Raw genomic sequence first — 22,493 nt, 5'->3', positions numbered from 1 at the left:
CCGAAATTCTCTCGAATCCCGGGGCGTTCCTAGCCTACCCCGCCCACACCGTAGGATGTTTGGGAGCCGCAAGAGCTTTCAACCGAGATATTCCACGGAGGACCCCATGGCCCTGAACGCATCCACCACCCTGCCCTACGGCGTAAACCGCGTAGCAGCCACTTTCATTGACGAAGACTTCCTGCGTCACACCAGCGAGTACGTCGGCGGCACTTTGGAATCATTCCAGATCGACGGCGACACTGCCGGCGCTTTCAGCACCATCACGGTCCGCACGCTGCCCACCACGCGCCTCCCGGAGATCGCCCGGAAGTTCGTGGGCGAAAAGCTCACCGTCACGCAGACCGAAAAGTGGGAAGCGCCTACGGCCGATGGTTCCCGCACGAGCACCATCTCCCTGAAGATCTCCGGTGCCCCGCTGGATGTGACTGCCGTCCAGCGCCTGGTGGCCGACGGCGGCAACACCCGCGTCGAGCTCGAAGGTGCCGTCACGTCGTCGGTTCCGTTCCTCGGCGGCAAGATCGCCGAAGCGGCCGAACCGATGGTGGGCAAAGCTTTGAACATCCAGTCCCAGCAGGCCCAGGCCTGGCTCGAAAGCCACTAGCGTGAAGCTGGCAGCCGGGCTGTCGATTGTGCTGATCGTCGCGGGGGCCTGGTCCCTGATCGTTTGGCCGCAGTTCCTGCGTCGCGTCATGGCAGACTCCCGTGCCCGCGACGCGAAGGGGAAAGCCACGAAGTTCCTCACGGTCCACGTTGTGTTGGTCACCATCTCCATGGTGCTCGGACTCGCGACGGCAGTCATCGGGATCACGGCCCTCCTCACCTAACGCCCCTCCCGAGCCCAACTGACTCGCATTTGTTGTCGTTTTGACGCCTCATAACGACAACAACTGCGAGTCAGTTGGGGGCCCACGCCGCCAGGGTTCCCTGGCCGTGGGGCCCCACCGGCGAGGGTCCCTGCCTGAGCTTGCGAAGGCTGGGAGCCGGTGGGGACTTGCGAGGCGAGGGTGGCGGTGGGGATCAGGTGGGGCCCTCGGCGGGGCGGGTGCCCCTTTGGCTAAAATAGAACGCTAAAATAGAACACAGGTGCGCCGGGAAGTCTGGTCGGCAACAGTTTTGTCGACCCCAAACTCCCCAAGGAGCCACATGGCGAACCGCCCGCACCCGGCTGCCCCTTCCAGGGTTTTCAGCCGCTCCAGCTTCCCCGAGTACCAACGGATCCTGGCTATTCTGCGCACTGAAACAGTTGGTGGCGCACTTTTGCTCGCCGCCACGGTGGCCGCGCTCGCCTGGGCAAACTCACCCCTTGCCAATGGCTACTTCGCACTGCGCGAAGTCAAGATCGGCTACGCTCCCTGGCATTTGGAATTGAGCCTTGGCCACTGGGCCTCCGACGGGCTCTTGGCCGTTTTCTTCTTCATCGCCGGGCTGGAGCTCAAGCGTGAATTCGTGGCCGGGGAATTGCGGAAACCCGCAAAAGCGATCGTCCCGGTGGCGGCAGCAGTGGGCGGTGTGGTCCTTCCCGCCCTCATCTATGTGGTCATCAACCTCGGCTCGGGCGCGGAAACACTCAAGGGCTGGGCCATCCCTACGGCCACTGATATCGCCTTCGCTTTGGCCGTCCTGGCGGTCATCAACACACATTTGCCTGCGGCGTTGCGGACCTTCCTGCTGACACTGGCGGTGGTGGATGACTTGATTGCCATCGGCATCATCGCGTTCTTCTACTCGAGCGGCCTTGAGCCCTTCATGCTGCTGGCCGCCGCAGTGCCGCTGGCCCTCTTTACCTTCCTCGTCCAGAAGCGCGTCCGCAGCTGGTACCTGCTGCTCCCCCTGGCCGCAGCCACCTGGGCCTTCGTCCACGCCTCGGGAATCCACGCCACCGTGGCCGGGGTCCTGCTCGGCTTCGCCGTGCCTGTCGTGGCTTCAGGCAAGAAGGGAGAGCCCGCAGCCGGGCTCGCCGAAAGTTTCGAACACCGCTTGCGTCCCTTCTCCGCCGGCTTTGCTGTCCCTGTTTTCGCCTTCTTCTCCGCCGGCGTGGCTTTGGGTGGCGCCGAGGGACTCGGAGCTGCCCTGCGCGATCCGGTAGCTGTAGGCATCGTCCTGGCCCTTGTGGTGGGCAAGATGGCAGGAGTCTTCGGCACCACGTTCCTCATCACAAAGACCACCCGCGCGCGGCTGGATGACGGCCTTGCATGGATCGACGTCGCAGGGCTGGCCATGCTGGCGGGCGTCGGTTTCACCGTTTCCCTCCTGATCGCCGAGCTGGGCTTCGGTACCGGTTCCCCGCACGATGACCACGCGAAAGTGGCCATCCTCGCCGGTTCCCTCGCCGCGGCGGTGCTTGCCGCCGTCGTGCTCAAAGCCCGTAACCGTCACTACCGCAACGTGGCGCGGGAGGAACAAAGAGACGACGACGGCGATGGCGTGCCTGATGTCTTTACTAGCGCCTGAGGCACCTCGTCCCGCGCCTTCGCCTCGATTGGCCGGCTGTTATCGATTGCCGCGCAAGAACCGGACGATCCTGCCGGTCAGCCGGCCGGGCCGCCTGGCAAGATCGGAAAAACTCGTCCTGTTCAGGACGGTTTCCTCCAAGGACGCCATCCTTCGTCCGAGCTCGTCCACGCTTGAATTTATCCGCTCCGCCAACTCGCGCAACTCATGGATCGCCCCTTCTTGCTGGCCGTGCATCTGGGCCAAATAGAGCAAGGTGCCGTATCCGGTTTTGCCTGCCTCTTCGCGAAGGTAGACATCACGCACGTAGCGGTCGAACTTCTGGTGGTCATCGGCACCGGCTATGACGCTGTTTCCCAGGTCGCCTTGCGCCGATGGTCGCTGGCACCAAAAGGCAAGAGGCTCGCCATCCAGCAGCTCGATCGGGAAGGCCGAGAGGAAGCGGAGATTGAACTCCCAGTCCCCCACGGCGTCCAACGCTTCGTTGTAGCCCCCTATGCGCTCGTGGACGGCGCGGCGGTAGAGGAAGGAAATCGGCACCACGCGGTTGCTGCGAAGCATATCGGACAAGGTGATCGCCCGAAGCTCACGCTCAAACCCTTGGGAGCCGGTCTGCTCGATGACTCCACCACGGATCTCCTCATAGACGATATCCGTCCGAACAGCCACGCCCTGGGCCTGCGGCGCCTCGTCGAGGAAGCCTACGGTCTTCTTCAGGAAGTCCCGGTGCCAACGATCGTCGTCGTCATGGATGGAGATGAACTCCGAGGCCGTGGCATGGATTCCCGCGTTGGACGCGGCCTCCATGCCTTTGCTGGCCTCGTGGTGGAGGATCGTCAGCTTGCCGGCGGGAAGGTGGTCCCAGGTCCTGGCGAGCGCATCCACGGGAACAGGATCCCCGCCGTCGTTCACGACGACTACCGCAACATCCTCGAAGGACTGGTCAAAGATGTCCGCGAGCGCACGGCGCAGGAGGACCGGCCGGTTCTTTGTGCGTACGACGACGGCGACGCGGGCCTGGGCGTTCATCGACGGCCTCCGGAAACACGGCGCAGCACGCTGGCTCCGCGGCGCAACAGGGAAGCAGCCCTGAACGATCGTGATCCCAAGATTCGTTCCTTTTCATGCAGCGCTTCATTCCGTTCATGCAACAGTAGATCGCGTTGCGAGCGGACATCGTCCCACTCCGTCCAAAGGCTGGCGATTCCCCCGCTCAAGGCGCGGAACTGGACGCGTTGCTGCTTGGCCTGCTTGGCCCACTCAGAGTCCGACTCGAGCGTCACGACGTCGCCCAGCCCCTTTGCCGCTTCGACACCTGTCGCCGAGAAAATGCTTGCGACGGCGTCCCACCAGTTCTCGTGAACGGCGCGTATCTGGGGACGTAGCGATTCAAGGTGCTCACGGATTTCCACGCGCCTCGTCCATGCCTCGGCGATCGCAAGGTCGAAACCGCCGATGGCGAGGCTGCTCAGCGGCAATGCCCAGTCCTGCACGCCCCAGTTGCCCATGGCTCCATGCAATCTCACGTCGGAGTAGGAGTCATTCGCGAGCGCAACCACCGGCACTCCGGCAGCAAGGCCGAAGACCGCAGGGTGGTAGCGGTTCGTCAGCACTAGTTCCGCCGCCACCGTCAATGCCGCGGCTGCGGGGGCCGGAAGAACGGGGCAAACGCGAACCCGGCCGCTCTGGGAGTGTGCCAATACTGTTTCATGGGACTCGTGGTCACCGCCCAGGCCTTCTTCGCCAAGGGGGCCCACGTGCGGGATCAGATAGACCGGAAGACCTGTCAGCTCCACGGCCCGGTCCAACACTTCTCCCAGCTTCGCAAGGCTGCGGGTTCCGTCCCGCCAGGATTCGGGACCAAAGGTCGCCGCGATGAAAGGGCCGGTCGGAAATTCGAATTCTTCCCCGGCTGGATGGTGCTCGTCTTCCGATCCGGGCGGGACCAGGAAGCTGGCATCGTCCAGAACCCTGGTCAGTTTCTCGGATCCCAAGCCCATCTGAAAGCCCAACGCATAGGAGGATGCCTCCCGGGCGCCCACCAGTGCCGCGTAATCCAGGAGCTCGTGGAGAACTTGCTGATCCTGGGGCAACAGCGTGGGGCCGAAGGTCTGGCCGCTGACAACCAAGGGCTTGCCCAGTTCCTTTGCTATAAGGCCCAGCGCCGCACGTTCATAGAGCAACCATCCATACAAGGAATTCATGTTGCCGCCGCCCGCGATCAGCACGCCGTCGGCCGACTTTACTTCGTCAATGACCCGCCACACGGAATCTTGCGCGGGTAAGGCAGTCCGGTCTCCACGAGCCGCCCGGCGGACGAGATCCAGGTGGTTGCTGCGCTCTGCTGGCGGCCAGGGGAACACCAAGGTGTCTATCGCGTCCGTGCCGTAAAGTTCCTTGGTTTGTCCTGGGTCACGGGTGAGGAGGACGATTCCGGCTTGCAACCGGGCCCGAAGCTCATCGGCCGCTGCGATTGCCATCGCCTCGTCACCTACGTGGTAGGCCACCTGGCCCAGATCGCCTTGCACCAGAATCTTCAACACTCGGTCCTTCCCTAACAGGCGCGCAGCGGCTGCATTGGCTAGATGCCTAGCCACTTCCGGATGCGCTGAAACAGCCTATCGTTCTTCTCCGGGGACTGACGAACCGTAGCGATTCTCCGGGTTTTGAGTGCTGGCACCCAGGGAATACCACGATGGGAATGATACGAGTAGCCCACATTTCAAATGGAGTAATGAGCCTTTCAAGTAGGGTGGTTGGCACGCTGTTTGGGCGGTATCGGCAGGAATACCTTGCTGCTATGGACGGGAATGGTATGGAACGGGTGTGGCATGGGGCCCACAGGAAAACCCAAGAGAAGAACTGGTCATTGTTCTTTGTTTGGGCAATTCTCGGTCTCATGTCGATTTCGGTGCTCATCGCAGCGGTACCCAAGTGATGCGATGACTAGGCCAACGGTACAAAAAAGCTCGGACCGGTTTTAGCGGGTCCGAGCTTTTCTTTGCCTCGTACGTTTTCCAACGCAATATAGCCAGCCGTGAATGCCGCAGCGTAGCTGCGTTCGAGCATCTGGCCTTCAGCGCATTAGCCCCGCGACTGCGGCAAGAATTGTCGCGGCGACGAGGGCGAGCAACAATCCCACAACCACGAATTCCGCCCGGCGGACCCGATGCTGGCTCCGGCGCCATTCGCGCCTGCTCTCCAAAGTAATCATGCTTCGAGGCTAAGTCCGTCCCAGGGCCCGAAATAGAGTGGACGCTACTCGACCTCAGGCTGCCCGCATTAGAGAGCCTGCGGCACCCCTTGGCTGGCCTCGGCCTGGCGCAGCGCGTCCTCTGCAGCAACCCAGGCGAGCATGGCGCACTTTACCCGGGCAGGATACTTGGCAACCCCGGCCAGGGCTGCAGCGTCTTGGAGCAGTTCCTCATCTGCTTCCAGCTTGCCGCGTGAACGCATCAATTCCCGGAAGTGATCGATCGTGTGGCGAAGGGACATCGGGGACATGCCCGGTGCCATTTCACTGAGGATGGACGCGGACGCCATCGAAATGGCACAGCCGTCACCGTCCCAATGGATTTCCGTGACAGCCTGTCCGTCTCCGTCGGTGCCGAGACTGAGCCGAAGGGTGATCTCGTCCCCGCAAATGGGATTGAGCTGGTGGCTCTGTCCCGTGTAGCTCTGTCCGGTGCCCGGAGCGCCCGTTGCGGCGGCCGGAAGGTTAGCGAGGTCTCCGCCGCTGCGGGTCTTGGAGTGTTCCAGGATCAGCTGCTGGTACAAGGAGTCCAGACCGCTCATGATGCGACTCCGGAAGCCGTTACCCCAAAGTAAGGCCTGATCTGGGCAACGGCCTCAACCAGCAGGTCCACTTCCTCGGACGTTGTGTAAAGGTACGTACTGGCCCTGGTGGAAGCGCTCAGGCCCAGCCTGCGGTGCAAAGGCTGGGCACAATGGTGACCCACCCGGACAGCGATGCCCAGGTTGTCGAGGTACTGCCCGACGTCGTGCGCGTGCACTCCGGAGACGTCGAATGCGGCAAGCCCGGTCCGTTCTTCCCCCGGCCCGGGGCCCAGCACCCGCACGCCGTCGATAGCGCTGAGGCCCATGACAAGCCTCTGGCCGAGCTCCGCCTCACGCAGGGCGATCCGGTGCATTCCTGTTTCGCTGAGGTAGTTTGCTGCGGCAGCGAGGGCCACCGCCTGCGAAATAGGCTGGGTTCCGGCCTCGAAGCGCTGGGGGGCGGGCAGGTATCGGGCTTCTTCCATGGTCACCGTAGTGATCATGGAACCGCCGGTCAGGAACGGTGGCATGGCATTGAGTAGCTCGCTGCGGCCATAGACCGCGCCGATCCCCGTTGGCCCCAGCATTTTGTGGCCGGAGAATACGGCGAAGTCCACGTCCATGGCCTTGAAGTCCAAGGGGAGGTGCGGCGCGGACTGGCAGGCGTCCAGGACTACCAAGGCGCCTACTTCCCGGGCCATCCGGACCAACACGTCCACGGGGTTGATGTTGCCAAGCACGTTGGAAGTGTGGGTGAAGGCCAGGATCCTGGTGCGCGGGGTCAAGAGGCGTGCTGCCTCTTCAAGACGCAACGCACCGGCGTCGTCGAGGGGAATGTACTTGAGGCTTGCTCCGGTCCGCCGGCACAATTCCTGCCAAGGGATCAGGTTGGCATGGTGTTCCATTTCGGTGACAAGCACTTCGTCGCCCGGCTTCAGGGCAAAACGCTCGGCGCCGCCGGCTGCCCGGTCCACACTGGCATTCGAAAACGAATAGGCCAAGAGGTTCAGCCCCGCGGTGGCGTTGGCGGTCCAGATCAGCTCATCGTCCTGCACGCCCACAAAACGTGCCACGGTGGCACGCGCGTCTTCGAAGGCATCCGTGGCCTCCACCGCAAGGTGGTGCGCGCCGCGATGCACGGCAGAGTTCCGCTGCTCATAGAATTCCTGCTCAGCCTCGAGCACGCTCCGGGGGTTCTGCGAGGTGGCTCCCGAATCCAGGTAGACCAGCGGTTTGCCATTGATTTCCTGCTCAAGAACGGGGAAATCGTTGCGGATGCGACGGACTTCATCGTCATCGAGTGCGGAAACCTGGGCATCTCCCCACGCGGGGGTGGAAACCATTGTCAAAACCGGTGCTCCTTGTTAGGAATACGTGTTGTGGGGAATACGTGGCAATCGCCAGCGGCTGACCGCCAGGAGTGGCGGCGTCACCTTGTAATTGTCCCACCAATCGGCTTCGCTGCCTTAATCGGCAGTGCGTTGGCCCTATTCCTCCGGCTTCGCCAACTCGTCCCACAGCTCGGAAAGCTTCTGCCTGCGCGAAACTCCGAGCTTGCCGTAAACCCGCTGCAGGTGGGCGTTGACAGTGTTCACGGCGATACCCAATCGGGCAGCCACCTCCGCGCTGCTCAGCCCGGAGGCCACCAAGGCCGTCACTTCGCGTTCACGCTGGGAAAGCTTGACGATGCCGGGAAGGACCGAGGACCCGGCCTCCGGGCTGACCGGGTGGGGCTCGTCAAAAGCGAACGCCTCCTCCTGGTCAAACGCTTGCTGAGGTTCACCCATGCTTAACTGTCCTGTTCCCATTTCCTGTCCCGATTCCTGTCCCGACGGCATGCCGGACTCGACGCTCCACACCAGCTCTGACACTCCCGCCCCCAACTGCCGGTATCCCCGGCTGCCAGTACGGGCGGCCAAGCCGAGATTCAACATTTCGAGCGCCCGGTGTCCCTTCTTGGCGGCAGAACCGGCAAGCTGGAGAAGTTTCCGGTGCGAGTGTTCCGCGCCAATCAGCACTGACCGGGCGGCGGACGAATAGCTTTCGGCGAGCTGCGAGGCAAGATAGTTCCCGCCGCTGGCTCGCGAATCGTAGGCCGCCAGGGCGCGACGTACCTGGTTGACGTCGCCCAGCAACCACGCCGCCGCAGCAAGTCCGCCGAGGGCCGGTGGCAGGAGTCCGTCAGGGTCGGCTTCATCCAGCCGGGCCTTGGCTTGGCGGAACTGTTCACACGCCAGTTCCAGGCTCCCCTGCCTGGCAAGCACGAGCGCCCTGTAGAGGTGCGCAGACCCGCCGAAATAGCTCATCCGGTTGCTGTAGCTGGAACTGCCGGCGCAGAACATTTCGGGGCCACCCCATTGCCCGCGCCAGATCAAATTGGACCCGTGGATGGTCAGCACAGTGGAGTGGAAGTCCACAGGGCACCGTGGCAGCCGCCCCACGGCTTCGAGGGCCAGCGTCGAAAGAGCGACCGCGTCCGCGAACCGTCCGCTGACGGCCAACCCTTGGGAGACGAGCGCCATCAATAGCACGCCGGCCTGGGTGGGCGCTGGTGGATGGCGCTCCGAACGCAGTCCGGGATCGACCAATTGGCTGTGGCAAAGCCTTTGGAACAGCTCACCACTGGCTGAAGGCCAGCTTCCGTTCTGGGCATCCAGATACAGCTGGAGAACATCCAGTTCGTCCCGGACGGCCGAATGGTCAAGATGGGCTGGCTCGCCCGGCTGGATGCCGACGGCGGCAGCCTCCAGCCGCCGTCGGGCATCCTGAAGGACCGCCTGAAGCACATTCGCCCCGGGCGATGTCGGCAAAAGTGCATGCAGCAAAAGCCATACCGCGTGGGCGAAGTCCACAGTCAGGACGTCAGGGGTGTTTGCCACCAGACCCTTCAGGACCCTGACAGCCTCGGGGAAATCCCTTGTTTGGTAGAGCGCCCTGGCCAGTTCCACACCTGCAACCAGTCCGAGTTCCGGTGCCCGTACCGCTTCCGCGGACCGCCGGGCCCGCCGATTGTCGTGAATGTCGTTTGCGGCAATGGCCACGGCCATGAGATCCGCGTCCGGCACCGGCAAACCGCTTGCCTGTTCGAGGTCCACGCGACGGAACAGCGTCCAGAGCGAGTCATCGGCAACGGGTGCGGACGTCGCGTAGATGCTCCGGCGAAGTTCGAGGATCCGCGCAGGTCCCAGCTGCTGCCGGGCCAGCCTCCCCTCGATGGCATGGCTGAGCGTTGCCGTCTCCTGGCTGTGTGCCTGGATACGGATCGTTCGGTCGGCCCGCAGCGCTTCGATCGCCCGCTTTTGGACAAGTTGTTCAAGGACGGCCAGCGGTATCGGCTCCCCCACCGCCAGAATATCCACGACCTGCCGCTGTGGCACGGAATAGCCCTCAAGCCGGTGGCGGGTTAGCTCGAGCGCTTGCGAACCGTCCAAGCGGATCGGTCCGGACAGCATCCAGGAATCAGCCTGCTCCACGATCTCGCCACGCGCTGCGGCTTCGTCCAGAAGCAACTTCGCGGTCTGCAGGTTTCCTCCGGTGAGGGCATGGATGTCCCGGACCAAACTGCGGGCAGCGTGCCCGCCGAGGCGATCATCAAGGAATTCGCGAAGCTGCTCCTGCGTGAGATCGTCCAACGTCACAACGGACAGCTGCCGCGAAACCACGGACTCCATCAGTTCCATCCTCAAGGGCCGGTCCGAGCGGTGGGTGGCAATCAGGCGGATGTCCGGTTCAACAAGCAACTGGCTCAGGAGCCAAAGGGACATGTCATCCAGGAAATCTATGTTGTCCAGGACCAGCAAGGCAGCGGAGCCGGATGTCGCGGCGCCACGCACTGCCTTCCGGCACGCCGCAACGATGGAACCCGGCCACACTTTGGCCCTGGCCGGCAGGTCCGGAACAAGTGCCATGGCGATTCCAAAAGGAATATCCGCGAACGACTCCGAGACGTTGTGGGCGATCACGCTGAAGGATCCGCCCAGCACTGAAGCCGCGGCGTCCAAGAGGGTGGTCATTCCGGAGCCACCCGGCCCCGAGATGACTATCCCGGCCGGTTCCGGCCCTGACAAGGCAATCACAATCTCTTGGAGCTCGGCTGCCCGAATAATCGGGGGCGAGGTGTGGGTCCCTTCGGTATCGTCCATGGTCCTGTCTCATCTTTGGGCCGCCGGACACGCGTTCCTGACGGCTGCGGCACGGACCGGTGTCATTTCCAAACGTTACCTTCGGGTTTCCGTCCTGGATTGAGTGGTAACTACTTGGGTTTTCCGGGGTTACTTGCGCGAAACATCCTCGCTCCACGGAGCCTTCCGGCGAGGTGCAACGGCTCCGTTTCCAGGCCGGTTCCGGCCCCGGATTTGTACCCGCTGTTACCACCCTGTGATCTGACTGTGTAAGCTGGTGCCGCAAGAGTAAGTTCCGGCTGGCTACTTCTGGGGAGTTGAAGCGCAGCCGATTTTCGTAACAACTCTGTCGTGACACACCATTTGGCCGTGTACGACGCTGCGGCGTTTTCGGCTGCAGATCGCCCTATCCATTGCCCAGGTCTCGTATGTCTATGTCCCCAACAGATATGTCACCCAAAATATGAAACACCTGTTAACAGCACTCATCGCCGCGGCGCTCCTTGCCTTCGGCGGGTTCGCAACCATCTCCGCTGTCCAGTCGTCACACAAATCCTCCTACCAGGCCGGCGGCAGCGGTTCGTATTCGCGGCCGAGCTCGTCGCCTTCCGCTTCATCCGCGCCAACGCGCACCGCCACGTCGGCGCCGACGCAGACGCCGACGCCGGCTCCCACCAAGGTCACGACGCCGTCGAGCACGCCCGCTCCGGCCGCACCGTCTCCTTCCGCTACTGCCGCCGGCGCACCCGCACCAACGGCAGCGCCCCTGCCTGTCACGGGAACGTACCCGCTGCACACCAACATCGTGAGCACCACCTTCTGGGTGGGCGAGATCTTCAATGCCAGCCTCTCGGACGGCTCCCAGGTCTGCTCCACCTACAACGGCCAGTGGGCTCTGCAGCACACCGGCGTCAACATGGGAACCACTCCGTCCAGCGCGAGCGGTTGTCCCGGCAGCACTTACGGCGGTTGTGACGGTGTTAGTTCCGGCACCGGCACTAATTTCCAGTGCGCCACGGAACAGCGCGTAGCCAGCAATGGATACTTCCCGCTGCATCAGCCCAAGCCCTTGCAGAACCCGTTCTATTTGGATCTGCCTTACGACGACGTCAATGACAGCGTCGCTTTCGCCGAGCGTTGCAAGGTGATTCCGTGGGCCGCCGCTGACAACGCCAAAACAGGCGTCAACCACTGCGCGGACTCGAGCTACAGCTACATGAAGAACGCATGGGTCCAGATCACCGGCCCCAACGGCGGCGTCTGCTACGGACAAGTCGAAGATGCGGGCCCCTCCAGCGGCTCCCTCTACCACGATTCCGCCTACGTCTTCGGCGCGAACAACGCGCGTCCTGCCAACAAGCAGTTCTCCGGCGATCCTAGCCAGGGTGCGGGCATGGATGTGTCACCTGCCCTGAACGGCTGCCTGGGCTTCGCTGACCTGAACGGCGACAATGACCACGTATCGTGGCGTTTCGTTGACCGCGCCAGCGTGCCGGCCGGTCCATGGCTCACCGTTGTCACCGCTTCGGGAGTCGCCAACTAGCGCCACACGCGTTCCCTGAACCCTTAAGGTCAGCAGGACACTACGCATTCCGGGAGTGTCAGACGCCCATGCTATGCAGCCCAAATGGCTGTGTGGCGTGGGCGTCCGTGTGTCCGGGCACCTTGGCCAGCCTGTGCGCTAGCCCGCCCGCACAACAGAAGGCCCCGGCGTCGCGATTTCCTGAGGTTGGCGTTGGATCCTCCGGACCGGACTGACCCAGACTCCCGACGAAGTCGACGAGTATGCCCTGGGCAAGACCTGGAGGCAGATGACCGCGTCCAGGATCCGCATCAGCGGAAACAACGGAGCCATCAACAGCAAGCGCGGGCTGCGCATCGAAACAGCGGCAAGGACTGTCAAGAAGAGGTCCGGCAGGAAGACTCCAATGAGAACGTCCTGGGGCCGCAGGACACCCGACAAAAAGACAAAGACGTCCGATCGATTGCCAAAAACCCACACCTCCACAGCAGCGAGGGACGATAGCAGGAAAGCCGGCACCAGAAGCACGAAGAACAGGCAGCTGGCTACGAGCTCAACAATGTACAGCCCCAGGACAAACCAGAATCTGCCGAACTTCAGGCCGTGCCGCCTGACGGTCTGCCAGAAACCAAGTATCCACCGCCGCACCTGTTTGATGTAGTCCTTCAGATTGTCCGGATCCTGGGTGTACGCAACAGCAGCGGAGGGGTGGAATGCGATCCGTCCCAGCTTCTTTGCATGGATTTCAAACGTCATGTTGAAGTCTTCGATCACCAGTCCGGGCGCCAAGACCTCTATTTTTGCGAGCGCGCTGGTTCTGTACATGCTGGCAAATCCCGGAACGATGGACACGACATTGGCGCCCCGAGCTGCTTGGCCGTATTTGAGCAGCAGTTGGACCACGATGTACAAACGCTCCCGGTAGGCCACCAGGAAGCGGCCAATCGCTGTTGGAGATGCCGGGCTCATGATTGACTTGGCCCGTCCCGCGACGGCGACCACTGTGGGATCGTCAAACAGTGGCAGCCCCGTTTCGAGGTAATCCGGCGTCGCTCGGGTGTCTGCGTCCAGGAGCATGACCACCTTGAACCGTTTGCACAGATCGAAATGGGCGATGCCTGCCGCGAGTGCGCCTGCCTTGCCACGGTTCGGTTCAAGCTCAAGGACCTTCACCCCGGCGGCCCGCGCAATGGCTGCAGTGTCATCGGTGGACATGTCCGAAACGACGTGGATGTTGCGTCGAGGGACCAAAGCGGACGCGGAAAGGATTGTCTCCTTGATGACCAGCGCCTCGTTGTGGGCGGCCATGAGGACCGCGACATTCGCCGGGTAGATCCGCACACCCTTTGAACGATGGCGGGCCCGCTGACGTCGAGGGATCGGCGCCTTAGCCCCGCGCAGCAACGCGATCAACCTGCGGATCCGGTAGGACAATCCCCGGGCCCGCCACGACTCCTCACCTGCAAGGCGGACCAGCCCGGCAAGGGACCAAAAAATCGTACTGACCCCCAGAACCAAGAAGATCGAAAGAACAACTATCACGGCGACGGAGCTCCCACTGTGTCGTACATTTCGTAATCATCGGTAGCAAGCTGGCCGTCGCTGAAGAGGTTCATTCCAAAGCTGATGGCCTCGGCTCCTGCCGGAACGGGCGGCGTTTCCCAGATCGCCTGCTCGTAACTGGTGTTCGCCGCGAACCAAGGACTGGCCGTCCAGTAGGTCCACGTGCCCAGCTTGTTGCGGTAATACACTTCGAATTGGGTCTTCGCGGTGGACTGGTACCACGCCCTGAGCGAATAGCTGTGGCCGGCACTCACACTCGGGGCGCACGCTCCGAGATCGAGGACGGGAAGCAATTTGGCGTCACCGGACGAGTATTCGGTCACGTCCAGGCGTCGGGCCACGGCACCAGTGTGTCCCGGGGTCAAGGTGCTCAGAACTGCGGCATTCTGGCCGTAGGACGACACCTGCCAGCATTGCGGCAAGCCATACTTTCCAGCGATTTCCAGCCCCGGATTCCGAATGGCGTTCTTTCCCGGTGCTGCCGGCGCGGCCACGGGGCCGTTCACCACTGGTTTCGCCACGCCGCCGATCACGTCATGTACCGTACGCACGGCCATGGTCCCCTGTTGGGTCTTGGCCGCGAGCCAGGTGGCGAACTGTTCGAACAACGCGGGGCTGATGGAGCGCGGACTACCGCTGTTGTCGATGTCGTAGAAGGTCAGCTGTAACCAGCCCCCGGCCTTTTCGGCCTGCGACACGGTCGCCTCAAGGTCGGCCAACGTCCAGTTGCTGCCGACCTCGGATGTTGCCCGTGTCCGGAACAGGTCGGCGGGGCGGACGGTTTCCGCTGCCGCGCAGCCCACGCAGTCAATGGGGGTGTTTATCTCGCCGAAGCCTCGCGCGCTGTTGTAGCCGCATCCTGCGACCAACTCTTCCGATTTCGCCGTTGAAGCCGCAAACGGATAGGCAAAGGAGGTGACCTTGAAGCCCCAATCCGTGAGGTTCACCCGATCGTTGCAGATCTGCCTCGACGCTTCGTCCGGCTCTACCGAAGTCACATCGGCAAGAGTGACTGTATGGCCGCCGATTTCATTCTGGTCCGCGGCCAGGCTGTGGAGATTGTCCGTTGTCATGTAGTCAGGTGCGCCAACAAAGCCCGAGTCGATGAAAAAGGTACCCCGGAGGCCGTGGTCCTTCAAGATTTGAGCCGCCTGCATCTGGCTCGCCCGGCCCGCATCAAACGTCAAGCTGACAGATGAGAGCGGGGCTGCAGAAGGGGTGGGGTTGTTGTTCCCGGACCCTCCGAAGGGAAGGTGGCTTCCGTTGATCAGCGATGTGGTGCCCGTCAATAGGAGCAGCACCGACACCCACGAGGCAGCCCACAGACCTGCACGCTTCCTGGAAGTGCGGACCGGGCCGGATTCGATGCCCTTCCCCCGGGGACTCATCGCCAACCCGCGCTGCCGAGGTTCCTGAAGGGGCCGGTGGCGACTGGGGGAAGCCTCGGTCTCAAAGGCTTATTCACCACCGGCCCCCGCTCAGGGGCCCTCTCTATGAGGGCGTGCTGCCGTCCGGCAGCACCGTCAATTGGCGCTGGGTCTATGGGAGGGACCGCGCTGAAACCGCCGAGAACAGGCTCGAACTCCAGGCAAACGCCTTCTCGGATGAATCCGCCGCGTCCTGATGCCGCTCGGTCCAGAGCGTCCATTTCCATTGTGAGACCTGTCTTTCCCCCGTTGCCCTCAACCAACTGACACCATCAGCGTATGAATTAGGGCGACGACGGACACGAGTAGGCTCTACCCGTCTTTACACTCAACCTTGATGTCCGAACAGCTCCACTACTCGTGCGCTACGCGCCGAAGCCACCCGGATCAAACCCCGGGGCGCAGGCAGGGGCGAATCCGATCTGTTCGTGGTCAAATGGTGCAATCAGGGCAGTCGGAGTTTAAGGATGGCGGAAGAGCGTGTCCAGGAAACAGGGAAGTGGCACGTCGGTTGCAGCTGAGGCGGGCAGGGCGCGGGGCATCCGTGGCTTGTCGGCGCAGGCCAATGGACCTCGCCGCCGGCTGTCAGCCATCGCCCGAGCCTGGATCGCCGCAGCCCTGGTGGTGGTGGGAATCGGAGGCTTCCTCGTGTGGCAGTTGACTACGGACGCAAACGGTTCGCTCGAACCACCCTGGTTTTCCGGCTACGTCGACGTCACCGTGGTCCCTCAGTACTCTTTCGAAACACCCTTGGGCGAGGGCACCAAGAATGTCACGCTGGCGTTTGTGGTAGCAATGGCTGGACAGGCCTGCACACCCAGTTGGGGTAGCACCTACAGCCTTGATGCCGCGAAGACGTCGCTCAAGCTCGAAGCGCGTATCGCGAAGCTGCGGTCAAACGGCGGCGCGTTCGCTGTGTCCTTCGGCGGCTCAGTGAACAGTGAGCTCGCCAACTCCTGCCAGAATGCGGCAGATCTGGAAAGGGCCTACCGGGCCGTTCTGGACCGCTACGACCCCGCAACCATCGACTTTGATATCGAGGGCGACAACCTTGCGGACAGCGCAGCCTGGCAGCGCCGTGCCGCAGCCATCGCTGCCCTCCAGAAGGAGCGGAGCAAGGAAGGGCATGCCCTCTCAATCTGGCTCACCCTTCCGGTCACCCCACAAGGTTTGACCGACGCCGGAACCTCCGCCGTTGACCAGATGCTCGCCGCCGGTGTCCAACTCGCGGGGGTCAACATCATGACCATGAACTACGGTTCAAGCCGGAGTGAATCCCAGAGCATGCTCGATGCCGGAACCTCAGCGGCCCAGTCCACCCACGATCAGCTCAGCATCATCTATCAGCGTGCGGGAATGACCCTCAACAGCGAGCAGATCTGGAGAAAGATGGGGTTGACCCCCATGATCGGCCGTAACGACCTCCCAGGCGAAGTATTTGACCTTGATGCGGCTCGCGGGTTGAACTCCTTCGCGATCAGCAAGGGAGTTCAACGAGTGTCCATGTGGTCCTTGAACCGGGACATGACGTGCCCGCAGGACACTCCCGAGGATCAGGCGAGCCATGTGTGTAGCGGCGTCGATCAAGGAACCCAACGCTTCTCCGATTTATTGAGTGCCGGACTCCACGCCAAACTGCCTTGACCCCGCCGATCAACAAAGGATCATGCCGGGCCAGGACGTTCCGCCTTGTCCTGGTTCTTGGCTTCGGCCGGGCGGGCGAGGTGCCTGCCGTTGCCAGGCCGAAACAGCTTCTTAAGCCACTGCATGGTTACCTCCGATTTTCGAGGGACTGCTCGCACCGGGTTGCTTGGACGGCCCCGGCGGCCGGGTCTACTTCACTTGGCTGACCGTGACGATGTTCAACCACGGTCCCGCCGGAACTTGGTCCCGTGGCACAAACTGCCAGTCGACTTTGTCCGACTCGCCATCAAGCTCGGAGAAACCAAGGCACCCGTTAAGCGCAGGCGAGACATCCATGCCGGCTCCGTTGAAGTTCTTGTTGGCAGGACGGGCATCATTCGAGCCGAAGACGTAGTTCTTGTCGTGGTACTGGCCCGGACCGGCGTCTTCAATCTGTCCGTAGCATTCGCGGTTGCCCATCCGGATCCTGACCCACTGGTTCTTCATGTAGCTGAAGGAACGGTTCTGGGCATTGCCCGCGAAACCTGGATCGTTGGCCCATGGGATGACACTGGCCCGTTCCGCAAAGGCAGTGGGATCGTTGATGTCATCGTAAGGAAGATCGAGGTAGAACGGGTTCTCCTTCGGAGTCATGCTGGTCGGAACGTATCCCTTGGCCTGCGTTCTCGCCTCGGTCTGGCAGCCGTTCGTCACGACGCCGTCACAGCCTCCGTAGCTTTGCATCCATTGGGAATCGTAAGTCGACATCACTTGGCTGCCATCTGCCGCCTTGGGATCAAAGATCTCGCCAACCCAGAAGGTCGTGGACACGATACCTGTGTGCCAGGGATATCGGCCGGCTGACTGTGTCGGACTCGGTGCCGGCCCTGGTCCGGTGCAGGCCGCCGTCAGCAGTGCCAGGCCAAATGCAAAGCAGACAGCTGGGCGGTTCCAACGCTTTACCGTCGATTTCGCCGTATTCACCATTCACTCCCTTGAGACCTTTCTTGGGTGCTTCTCGCAGTGTACGTGCCCTTGGGCGGGCGATCACCGGAAATTACCTGGGAAACCCCACCCACTATCCCTCAAGACGAACTGCCGTCAGCCTTTCGGAAAATCAAGGTTGTAGCGGTACAGGAAAGCAGCCATGGCGTCACGGTTGATTGCGGTGGTTGGCCTGTACGTGCCGTCAGGGAAACCGGTAGTGATGCCTGTGGATGCCAGCCAACGGATCTCGTTGTAGAACGGAGCGCCTACCGGCACATCGGAGAAGGTCGGTGCGTTCGCCGGCACGGCAGGACTGCCCTTGAGGCGGTAGAGGAACGCGGCCATCGCGGCCCGGCTGACGGCCTCACCAGGGTGGTAGGTTCCGTCGGGGTAACCCGTCGTGATGCCGGTCGAAGCCAGCCACCGGATCTCGTTGTAGAACGGAGCCCCAGCTGGTACATCGGAGAACGTGGGTGCGTTCGCCGGCACTGCAGGGCTTCCGGAGAACCGGTAGAGGAACGCTGCCATGGCCTCGCGGGTGATTGACGTGAGGGGACGGTAGGTGTTGTCAGGCCAACCTTGCGAAATCAAGTTGTTCGATAGCCAACTGATTTCGTCATAGAACGCCGAGGTAGGAGTGACGTCTATGAAGTGCTTGATGCCTGCACTGTCATAGAGTTCAAAGTCGTCCGTGGTCAAGGTGCCACTGCCGAGCAGGTTCAAGCCCAAACTGATGGCCGAAGCACCGGCTGGAAGCGCGGGCGAGGTCCACGTAGCGTGGGCCCATGCGGTTGACGCCGGGAAATACGGGCTAGCCGTCCAATACGTCCACGTGCCCAGCCCTGTGCGGTAATACACTTCGAATTGAGTCGTCGCCGTCGAGGTATACCAGGCTTTCATCTCATAGGTGTGGCCCGGGGTTGCACTCGGTGCGCACTCGCCTAGGTCCAGCGTAGGCACTAGCTTGGCGTCCCCACTGACGTAGGCGGACATCACGAGCTGCTCGGCATGGGTCCCGGTGGTGCCTCCATGCCCGGGGGTTACCGTGGTGAAGGCCGCAGTATGGCTACCGTAGCTGCCCTGGGCCCAGCACTGCGGCAGTCCCGAAGCTACCGGCCCGGCGGTTTCCAGGCTCGCATTCTTGATGAGGTTCCCCGCGGTGACCGGAGGCGGTGCCGCCGGCCCGGCGACAACGGGCTTGGACGCTCCGCCGAGTGTTTCCTGGACCGTTTGGACAGCGATCCGCCCGGCGGCCTTCTCGGCGGCCAACCACTGTACATACTGGGTGAAGAGCGCGGTGGATACCGTCAGGGGGTCTGCGATTCCCGAAGTTGGATCGATGCCGGTGCCGATGTGGTGGAACGTCACTTGCACCCAGCCACCGGCGGGCTCGGCCTTGGTGGCCAGGTTCTGCAGGTCGGTCAGCGTCCAGGTATTGTCCACTTCGTCCGGGGCCTTCGTGTTATAAGGATCGGCAGGGGGAAGTGTCTCTGCAAATCCCAGCCCGGCGCTGCCCGGCACAACGCTTTCAAGGTCTCCGAGCCCGCGGGCGCTGTTGTATCCGCAGGCCGCGACCGTGGTCTCCACCGCCGGCGTGAGGGACGCGAAGGGGTACGCGAAGTTGGTGACGGTGAATCCCATGTTGGTGAGATTAACCCGGTCATTGCAGATCTGGCGTTTGACCTCGTCCGCACCCATCTGGGCCAGGTCGGGGTGGGTGACGGTGTGGCCGCCTATCTCGTTTCCGTCCGCCTGCAGCCCCAGTGCTTGTTGGGTTGTCATGTAGTTCGGAGCGTTGAGGTAGCCGGACGGCGTAAAGAACGTGCCCTTGAGCCCGTTGCTTTTGAGGATGGCGGCAGCGGCGATCTGATCCGCGTTGGCGTCGTCAAAGGTCAAGGTAATGATGGTGTTCGGCGCCGCGTGCGCGGCCGGTACCGCTATCCCAAAAACAGACGTTGACATCAGGACGGTCAGAACGCCTGGAAGCCAACGCGATTTTCCCTTGGGACGCGAGAGTTCGAGCCTGTGGCGAGGTTGAGACAAAGACGCCCCCCAGATACGTTGCATTTGTCCTCAGCCTTTCCTTTCACGGTACTTGTCCAGTGGAACGACGCCGCTCCAGGCGGCGCCGCTCCTTTTTGCTCGCATCAAGACGCGAGAGTGATTTTCCAACCTGCGGGATCCAAGACTTTTGCCGGCTTGTAGTCGGCCGCGACGTTGAGGATGATCTCATCCAAGGTGGTCTTCGGGTCGAAGCCGACAAGTCCGAGGGACTTGCTGTTGTCCGGAACCCGCCGGCGCATGTCCTCGTAGCCTTCCGAGTACGCCTGCTCATAAGGCACCAAGGTGATGGCGCTGTCGCTCCCAAGGAGTTCAACGATCCTTTCGGCCAATGTCAGGATGGAAATCTCGTAGCTGCCGCCGAGGTTGTAGGCATTTCCATAGGCAAGCGGTTCCTCGGAAATGCGGACGATGGCGGGAACGATGTCGCCGACGTAGGAGAAGCACCTGGTCTGGTGGCCGTCTCCGTATACCGTCAGGGGCTCACCGACGAGCGCCTGCCGCACAAGTCGCGGAACAACCATTCCATAGCGGCCCGTCTGGCGCGGACCGACTGTGTTGAAGAGCCGCACGATGGCAACCGGCAACCCGAATTGGCGCCAGTAGGCATGGGCAAATGCTTCGTCAATGCCCTTGGCCGCAGCGTAGGTCCACCGGGATTTGAGCGCGGACCCCAAGATGCGGTCCGCTTCCTCCGAGAGGCTGTCCGAGGTGTTCTTGCCGTAGATCTCGCTAGTGGATGCCAGCAACAGCGAGGCACCTGATTCCAGGACCGAGTCCAGGACTACCTCCGTGCCATGGATATTCGTGCGGAGGCTTTCCAACGGGTGGTCGACAATCAGATTCACGCCAACTGCGGCGGCCAAATGGAAGACCCTGTCGGCACCTGCCACTACCTTGTCCACGGCGTCGCGGTCCAGAATGGTCCCTTCGATGAAATGGAAGTTCCGGTGGCCGATGACGCCTTTGAGATTCTCCAGGCGTCCGGTCGACAAGTTGTCCAGCACGGCGACTTCGTCCCCGGCCGCCAACAAGTGCTCAACGAGGTGGCTTCCTATGAACCCGGCACCGCCGGTTATTGCTGTTTTCATTACTCCTGCTTCCGTCGAAAACCTGGTGGATCTAGAGCCGGGTTACGTTGTCGGCTTTGGGCAAGCGGTACGTCGTGTCCAGGACTGCCGGTGCTCCGGCCAGCCAGTCAAGTTCCGTTTGGCTGTGCCTCGTGTGCAGGATCACCAGATCCGCACCCCAGTCAGCAGGCGATTGCTCGGATTCGAGTGTCCCGCCGTGACCGTCGGGAGCCGTCCGGCACCAGGGATCGGAGAATGCCACTTCCGCTCCGTCGGCGATCAAGGCGGCGATGATCTCCAACGCCGGGGATTCCCGGAGATCTTCGACATCGGGCTTGTACGCAACCCCGAGCACCATGACGCGGGCACCGGCAACACCGTGGTTGCGGTCCGACAGGATACGCCGGGCCTTCTCAACCACTTGGTGCGGCCTGCCTGCAATCCCGGCCATCGCTTGCTCGATCACCGGCGCCGTCAAGCGGGCTTTGCGCAATTGCCAGAGCAAGTAGTGGGGGTCGCACGGTATGCAGTGTCCGCCGACTCCAGGACCGGGGGTGAACGCCATGAATCCATACGGCTTGGTGGAAGCCGCATCGATGACGTCCATGACCTCCATATTGAGTTCGTGGCAGATATCAGCGAATTCGTTCGCCAAGGCGATATTGACGGCCCTGAAGGTGTTCTCGACGAGCTTGGTCATTTCGGCAACGTCCGCCGACGGCACGACGTGAACCAGCTTGGTGCTGGCGCTCAGAAGCCGTTCCGCAACTTCGCCGCAGGCCGGAGTCACGCCGCCAACTACCCGGGGAACGTCTTCGTGGGAGAACGAATCCACGCCAGGGTTGATGCGCTCCGGCGAAAATGCCACGAACACGTCGCGGCCTGGAATAAGGCCCTTGGCAGCCAAAGGCAAAGCCAGGAGGTCACGCGTGGATCCGACGTACGTTGTGGAGGTCAGCATCAGCAGCTGGCCAGTGGTGGCGAAATCGACCACCGAGGCGCAGGCCGCCCGGAGAATACCAAGGTCCGGGACCAAGTACTCGTCTACGGGGGTGGGAACGCACACAACCACTGCCGCCGCGTGGGCGAGCAACGACAAATCGCTGCTCAGCATGAAGGTCGGGTCGAGTAGTGCGTTGCTGAGCCGCTCCTTGTCGGAGTCCAGAAGATCAGCCCTCTGCTCGCGGATCACGGCCAGCCGGGCGTCGGACACGTCGAGGCCCAGGACACGCCGGCCGGAGGCGTTGATGGCCAGGGCCGTGGGCAGGCCGACATAGCCCATGCCCACGATTGCCACGTCGAAAGTAAAGGCCTGGTCCTGTGTGGTTGTCCGTGTTCCTGCGCCCTCCGGCCACGCTGGTGCCTGCGTGTGCAAGGACTGCGAGCTCCCGCTGGGCTCTGCCTTGAGAGTCTTTACCTTCGTGTTCGGTGCCATGGTCAGTCGACCTCCCGGTGCCTGTTGTCTCCAGTGTGAAAGAAAGCCGGCGACGAAACGGAACGTGCCCTGGTCTCAGAGGGCACATGACCGCCCGCCGCCGGCTCGATTGTGGGGGTACCCGCCGAATGCGGGAGACCGGTCGCATTGGAGTTGACTTCTCGCCGGATCACCGGGTGGTTTTCCTGTAGCAAAGAATTCTTCCTGCGTTTCATCTCGAGACCCACTTATCCCCAATTGAGTGGCGGTTGCCATCAGGAAAAGCGTATTAACGAACCCCTAGGACGGGCGCGAGTGTGCCATACCCGTCTTTGGATGCGCGGTCCCTTCCGAGGCCATTGACTACCCGTCCGAGCGCTCTTAACCACTCGATTCAGTACTCGCTTTTGGGCCTCGCGCCCTTTGCGCGCGTCCTTTATCGCAGCGGACGACGACGGTGCGAGACTTCGGGGA

General features: G+C 62.3%; 18 protein-coding genes. 5 read left to right on the top strand and 13 right to left on the bottom strand.

Annotated features, from left to right (window positions below):
- Positions 1-106: 106 nt before the first annotated feature.
- From NFJ07_RS06510 to nhaA, 3 genes are all read left to right on the top strand, one after another.
- On the top strand, positions 107-604 hold the full coding sequence (locus tag NFJ07_RS06510; RefSeq protein WP_269993296.1) for a DUF2505 domain-containing protein: 498 nt from the start codon (positions 107-109) through the stop codon (positions 602-604).
- A gap of 1 nt (position 605) precedes the next feature.
- Positions 606-827 (top strand): SCO4848 family membrane protein, encoded by a 222-nt coding sequence (locus NFJ07_RS06505; protein ID WP_234750845.1) that lies wholly within the window; start codon positions 606-608, stop codon positions 825-827.
- Positions 828-1,146: 319 nt separating this feature from the next.
- Positions 1,147-2,454, top strand: coding sequence for a Na+/H+ antiporter NhaA (gene nhaA, locus NFJ07_RS06500; RefSeq protein ID WP_269993295.1), 1,308 nt, complete (start codon positions 1,147-1,149; stop codon positions 2,452-2,454).
- A gap of 39 nt (positions 2,455-2,493) precedes the next feature.
- Here the strand turns inward: nhaA and NFJ07_RS06495 are convergent, their stop codons facing one another.
- From NFJ07_RS06495 to NFJ07_RS06465, 7 genes are all read right to left on the bottom strand, one after another.
- Positions 2,494-3,483: a glycosyltransferase family 2 protein gene (locus tag NFJ07_RS06495; protein ID WP_269993294.1), complete on the bottom strand. Its 990-nt coding sequence runs from the start codon at positions 3,481-3,483 to the stop codon at positions 2,494-2,496.
- Complete coding sequence (locus tag NFJ07_RS06490) at positions 3,480-4,997, bottom strand: polysaccharide pyruvyl transferase family protein (RefSeq protein ID WP_269993293.1); 1,518 nt, start codon at positions 4,995-4,997, stop codon at positions 3,480-3,482. The genes NFJ07_RS06495 and NFJ07_RS06490 overlap by 4 nt, the downstream gene beginning before the upstream one ends.
- A 533-nt stretch (positions 4,998-5,530) precedes the next feature.
- On the bottom strand, positions 5,531-5,668 hold the full coding sequence (locus NFJ07_RS06485) for a hypothetical protein (protein ID WP_269993292.1): 138 nt from the start codon (positions 5,666-5,668) through the stop codon (positions 5,531-5,533).
- Positions 5,669-5,736: 68 nt separating this feature from the next.
- Positions 5,737-6,249, bottom strand: a complete 513-nt coding sequence (gene sufU / locus NFJ07_RS06480) for a Fe-S cluster assembly sulfur transfer protein SufU (RefSeq protein WP_269993291.1) — start codon at positions 6,247-6,249, stop codon at positions 5,737-5,739.
- Positions 6,246-7,580: an aminotransferase class V-fold PLP-dependent enzyme gene (locus tag NFJ07_RS06475; RefSeq protein WP_269993290.1), complete on the bottom strand. Its 1,335-nt coding sequence runs from the start codon at positions 7,578-7,580 to the stop codon at positions 6,246-6,248. Before NFJ07_RS06475 ends, sufU begins: the two co-directional genes overlap by 4 nt.
- A 138-nt stretch (positions 7,581-7,718) precedes the next feature.
- On the bottom strand, positions 7,719-10,373 hold the full coding sequence (locus NFJ07_RS06470) for a helix-turn-helix transcriptional regulator (RefSeq protein WP_269993289.1): 2,655 nt from the start codon (positions 10,371-10,373) through the stop codon (positions 7,719-7,721).
- A 537-nt stretch (positions 10,374-10,910) separates the two neighbouring features.
- Entirely contained in the window at positions 10,911-11,156 is a 246-nt protein-coding gene (locus NFJ07_RS06465) for a hypothetical protein (RefSeq protein ID WP_269993288.1), read from the bottom strand.
- 1 nt (position 11,157) lies between these two features.
- On the opposite strand from NFJ07_RS06465, the gene NFJ07_RS06460 reads away from it, so the two are divergent.
- A complete protein-coding gene (locus NFJ07_RS06460; protein WP_269993287.1) occupies positions 11,158-11,895 on the top strand; it encodes a hypothetical protein in 738 nt (245 codons plus the stop codon).
- A gap of 138 nt (positions 11,896-12,033) precedes the next feature.
- Here NFJ07_RS06460 and NFJ07_RS06455 read toward each other — a convergent pair whose 3' ends face one another.
- Positions 12,034-13,416, bottom strand: a complete 1,383-nt coding sequence (locus tag NFJ07_RS06455; RefSeq protein WP_269993286.1) for a glycosyltransferase family 2 protein — start codon at positions 13,414-13,416, stop codon at positions 12,034-12,036.
- The gene (locus NFJ07_RS06450) at positions 13,413-14,825 is read right to left on the bottom strand and encodes a polysaccharide deacetylase family protein (RefSeq protein WP_269993285.1); all 1,413 of its coding nucleotides are present in this window, start codon (positions 14,823-14,825) and stop codon (positions 13,413-13,415) included. The genes NFJ07_RS06455 and NFJ07_RS06450 overlap by 4 nt, the downstream gene beginning before the upstream one ends.
- A 519-nt stretch (positions 14,826-15,344) precedes the next feature.
- On the opposite strand from NFJ07_RS06450, the gene NFJ07_RS06445 reads away from it, so the two are divergent.
- Entirely contained in the window at positions 15,345-16,508 is a 1,164-nt protein-coding gene (locus NFJ07_RS06445) for a chitinase (protein WP_269993284.1), read from the top strand.
- A gap of 189 nt (positions 16,509-16,697) precedes the next feature.
- Here NFJ07_RS06445 and NFJ07_RS06440 read toward each other — a convergent pair whose 3' ends face one another.
- From NFJ07_RS06440 to NFJ07_RS06425, 4 genes are all read right to left on the bottom strand, one after another.
- Positions 16,698-17,318 (bottom strand): hypothetical protein, encoded by a 621-nt coding sequence (locus NFJ07_RS06440; RefSeq protein WP_269993283.1) that lies wholly within the window; start codon positions 17,316-17,318, stop codon positions 16,698-16,700.
- Positions 17,319-17,588: 270 nt separating this feature from the next.
- Positions 17,589-19,436: an S-layer homology domain-containing protein gene (locus NFJ07_RS06435; RefSeq protein ID WP_269993281.1), complete on the bottom strand. Its 1,848-nt coding sequence runs from the start codon at positions 19,434-19,436 to the stop codon at positions 17,589-17,591.
- A gap of 185 nt (positions 19,437-19,621) precedes the next feature.
- The gene (locus NFJ07_RS06430; RefSeq protein WP_269993279.1) at positions 19,622-20,626 is read right to left on the bottom strand and encodes a dTDP-glucose 4,6-dehydratase; all 1,005 of its coding nucleotides are present in this window, start codon (positions 20,624-20,626) and stop codon (positions 19,622-19,624) included.
- A gap of 31 nt (positions 20,627-20,657) precedes the next feature.
- Complete coding sequence (locus NFJ07_RS06425; RefSeq protein WP_269993277.1) at positions 20,658-22,040, bottom strand: nucleotide sugar dehydrogenase; 1,383 nt, start codon at positions 22,038-22,040, stop codon at positions 20,658-20,660.
- Positions 22,041-22,493 lie beyond the last annotated feature (453 nt).

Origin of the sequence: Arthrobacter sp. B2a2-09, assembly GCF_027587375.1 — a bacterium.
Classification (GTDB): Bacteria; Actinomycetota; Actinomycetes; order Actinomycetales; family Micrococcaceae; genus Arthrobacter.
The sequence above is the reverse complement of the archived record's forward strand: the minus strand, read 5'-3'. Positions and strand labels throughout refer to the sequence as shown.